This is a genomic window from Plantactinospora alkalitolerans (genome assembly GCF_015690345.1).
Classification (GTDB): domain Bacteria; phylum Actinomycetota; class Actinomycetes; order Mycobacteriales; family Micromonosporaceae; genus Plantactinospora; species Plantactinospora alkalitolerans.
This window is the reverse complement of record NZ_JADPUN010000434.1, coordinates 1-2,298: the sequence shown is the minus strand read 5'-3', so window position 1 is coordinate 2,298 and position 2,298 is coordinate 1. Positions and strand designations below refer to the sequence as shown.

Genomic DNA, 2,298 nt, shown 5'->3' with positions numbered 1-2,298 from the left:
GAGCGGTGGGGGTGGACGGAGGCGTGGTCGGCGGGGTCGTCGGGTTGCTGGAGGGGGTCGGCGTCGGCGTGCCGGTCGGCGGCGGGGTGGTCGGCGCCGGGGGCAGCAACGGGCACGTGCTGCGGTAGGTGACCACGCCGCTGGAGTCCAGCAGCGGGCAGAGGAACTGGCTGTACCGGGTGTCGTTGTCGATGAACATCTTGACGAACGGCAGCATGGTCCGGATCATCACCGGGTTCGACCGACCGACCATGAAGCCATGATCCGCACCGGCGACCTCCAGGTAGACGCTCTCCGTCGTGGCCGGGAGACTGTTGTACAGGCCGGTGGCGTAGGACGGGGTGACCACCGTGTCCGCCTGCCCAGAGAAGATCATCGTGGGCACCCGATCGTTGGCCAGGTTCGACGACGGCGAGTACGGCGCGATGCCGACCACTGCCTTCAACGACGAGCGCCGGATGGCTGCGCTCAGCGCCCCACCGCCGCCCATGGAGTGACCGGAGACGGCGAGCCGGTTCGGGTCCACCCGGTCGCGCACCGGGCTCTGCTGGGTCAGGTAGTCCAACGCGGCGAGCAACTGGGTTCCTCGGGCCGTGTCGAAGTCGTTACGGCTGTTGGTCTCGATGCCGATTACGACGAAGCCGTGCGAGGCCAGCCACGGCCCCATCCAGGCCAGCTCGGCCGAGAACAACGCGGTGTAACCCGGCGAGATCGCGATGGCCCCGAAGGTGCCCTGACTGGTGTCGGTCGGGTAGTAGATCCTGCCGCCGTTGAAGCCGTACCCGGTCGGGACGCTGACCGACGTGTTGGCGAAAGGCCCGTTCACGGCCGCGACACTGGTGCGGGTGGGGTCCGGGCCCCGCTGGTACGGATTGTCGGCGGCCGACGCTGACCCGGTCGTCACCGCCATGGCGAACAACCCGACGGCGGCTGCGATCCCAGCCGCGGCGAGCTTGAACAGCCCTCCCCGAAAGCCGGGGGACCTTCGGTCAGCATGGGTATCCCCCGAGGGCGTGGGGTGGGGTGTGTGTCCTCGCACTGTCGGTACCTCCTGGTGATGGGGTAGGTGAGGAGCGGGCGGGCTCGGTACTGTGCCGGGCCCGCCCGCTCCGGCGTTCTCCGATCGTTAGCGCTGGAGGGTCAGCAGACCCGGTCGGTACGGCAGGAGGCCGTAGTCACCACCGGAACTGGGAGACCGCCCCTGGTAGAGCAACTGCAGGTTGCAGGCGTTCACGGTCATGGTCTGATCGGCGTTGCTGCGGATCAGTTCGCCGTGGCTGATGTCGTTGGTCCAGGTGGCACCGCTGTTGGCCTTGCCGGCGAACGGGTTGCTCTCACTCGTCGCCTGCGGCGTCCACGAACCACCCAGGCTGGTAGCCGTGAACGAACGGAAGTAGCGCCCGTTCGCGCCGATCGCCTCGACGAGCATGAGGTACCGATTCTCGCCCTGGAGCTTGTAGACCTGAACGCCTTCGAACAGGTTGTTGGTCGTGTCGGTCATGATCGTCGTGTAGTTCGAGCCGAAGCTGCCCGGGAAATTCCCGATCGGCATGCTGGACCGGTAGATCCGGCCGTTGTCACCGGCGAAGAACAGGTACATGTTCTGGTCGTCGCCGATCAGTGCCTGGTCGATCGGTCCGGTGCTGGAGTCGGAGATACTCGCGGTGGAGAGGGTCTGCTGCGCCGACCATCCGTTCGCGTTGGTGGGGTTGCTCGACGTGCGGTAGGAGAACGCGGTCCCACCCCACTGGTAGGCGAGCACCCAGATGTTGCGCGGCGCGAAGTAGAGCAGTGTTGGCGCGACGGTGCCGGAAGACATCGCGTTCTGGCTGGCCGAGCCCATCTGGTTCCAGTCCGAGAAGAGGCCGAAGTTCATCGAGCCCCACGTCGATCCCGTGTCGTGCGTCGTGGCGTAGACCAGATGCTGACCGTTGTACGGGGCGTAGGTGAAATCCTTCAGCGACACCCACCCCGACCTCGGCTGCGCCAGCGCGCCCGACGACGACCAACGGTACGACGACGGAAGAGGGCAGTTGGCGCCCGTCGGCGTGGGCGTGGGCGTCGTGCTGGACGTCGGCGTCGGCGTAGGCGGCTGCTCGGTGGGACCACCGAGGGAGACGAGCCGGAATTGCTGGTTGGTCTGTCCGTGGCAGTCGTACAACTGGACCTGCGCTCCGTTGGCTGTGCTCCAGACGTCCAGGCACCGCCCGGACTGCACACCACTGATGGTGCCGTTGGAATTGACGTTCCACTGCTGGTTGGTCTGACTGTGGCAGCTGGAGATCTGGACCGCCGCGC

2 protein-coding genes are annotated in these 2,298 nt (G+C 66.9%); both read right to left on the bottom strand.

What is annotated here, in order from left to right; all coding sequences use genetic code 11:
• Nucleotides 1-826 (bottom strand): dienelactone hydrolase family protein (locus I0C86_RS42365; protein WP_323374175.1); only part of this gene is annotated, 826 nt, incomplete at its 3' end.
• A 300-nt stretch (nucleotides 827-1,126) separates the two neighbouring features.
• Nucleotides 1,127-2,298 (bottom strand): non-reducing end alpha-L-arabinofuranosidase family hydrolase (locus I0C86_RS42360; protein WP_196206950.1); only part of this gene is annotated, 1,172 nt, incomplete at its 5' end.